The sequence below is a fragment of the Stenotrophomonas sp. HMWF023 genome, from assembly GCF_003060985.1.
GTDB lineage: Bacteria > Pseudomonadota > Gammaproteobacteria > Xanthomonadales > Xanthomonadaceae > Stenotrophomonas > Stenotrophomonas lactitubi.
In genome coordinates, this window is sequence record NZ_QAIJ01000015.1 from 334 (window position 1) to 1,832 (window position 1,499).

Below are 1,499 nucleotides of genomic sequence, written 5' to 3' on the forward strand. Positions count from 1 at the left end.
CCCAACGGCTGTTCGTGCTGACCGGCGCCGGCTGCAGCACCGCCTCGGGCATTCCCGATTACCGCGATGCCGATGGCCAGTGGAAGCGCACGCCGCCAGTGACCTACCAGGCCTTCATGGGCGAGGCTGCCACCCGCCAGCGCTACTGGGCGCGCAGCCTGCTGGGCTGGCCGCGCTTCGGCCAGGCCCGGCCCAACGGCACGCATCAGGCGCTGGCCGCACTGGAGGACAGCGGCAAGCTGCAGGTACTGCTGACCCAGAACGTGGATGGCCTGCACCAGCGTGCCGGCAGCCGCAACGTGATCGACCTGCACGGCCGCCTGGATCTGGTGCGCTGCATGGGCTGCGAACGTCGCAGCGAGCGTGACGGCTTCCAGCAGCAGTTGCTGGACGCCAACCCCGGCTGGGAATCGCTGGAGGCCGGTATCGCGCCCGACGGCGACGCCGACCTGGAAACCGACTTCTCCGCGTTCGCGGTGCCGGACTGCCCGCACTGCGGCGGCCTGCTGAAGCCGGACGTGGTGTTCTTCGGCGAGAACGTGCCACGTGAGCGCGTGGATGCGGTGCATGAGCACCTGCAGCAGGCGGATGCGGTGCTGGTGGTGGGCTCCTCGCTGATGGTCTATTCCGGCTTCCGCTTCGTGCAGGCTGCGGCCAAGGCCGGCCTGCCGGTGGCCGCGCTGAACCGTGGCCGCACCCGTGCCGACGACCTGCTGCAGTTCAAGGACGAGCGCGATTGCGCCGAGGCGCTGGCCGGCTGGACCACGCGCTGAGCCGAGCCTGCGCTCGGCTGCGCCTTCCCACGAAACAGCGATCTACCCACACGGTTGATCTATCGGCCGTACAGCGGTGCAATACGCACCCCCTTTGATACACCCCCACTGCCGTGAGCCAGCTGTTTTCGCCGATCTCCTTCGGCCCCCTGACCTTGTCCAACCGCATCGTCGTCGCGCCGATGTGCCAGTACTCCGCCGAAGACGGCCGCGCCAGCGACTGGCACGCCATGCATCTGGGCAACCTGGCGCAGTCCGGCGCGGGCCTGCTGATCCTGGAGGCCACCGCGGTCGAAGCGCGCGGCCGCATCAGCTGGGCCGATCTGGGCCTGTGGGACGACGGCACCGAAGCGGCACTGGCACAGGTGCTGGCCAGCGTACGCCGCTGGTCGCCGATGCCATTGGGTGTGCAGTTGGCCCATGCCGGCCGCAAGGCCTCTACGGCGCGCCCGTGGGATGGCGGTGGTCAGTTGCCGGCCGATGATGCGCGTGGCTGGGCCACGGTTGCGCCGTCGCCGCTGCCGTTCCATGCCGCCGATCCGGCGCCGCAGGAACTGGACGAGGCCGGCATCGCCGAGATCGTTGCCGCCTTCGCCGCCAGCGCGGTGCGCGCCGAGCGCCTGGGCTTCGAGCTGATCGAGATCCATGCCGCGCACGGTTATCTGCTGCACCAGTTCCTGTCGCCGCTGAGCAACCGCCGCACCGATGGCTACGGCGGCTCGCTGC

Annotated in this window: 1 protein-coding gene and 1 pseudogene; both read left to right on the forward strand. The window is 70.0% G+C overall.

All coding sequences use genetic code 11. The features are described from left to right. Positions 1–773: NAD-dependent protein deacetylase (locus DBR20_RS00385; RefSeq protein WP_108264787.1), on the forward strand; the 773-nt coding region annotated here is incomplete at its 5' end. A gap of 113 nt (positions 774–886) precedes the next feature. Beyond that, positions 887–1,499, forward strand: a pseudogene (locus DBR20_RS00390) (oxidoreductase); the annotation flags it as partial.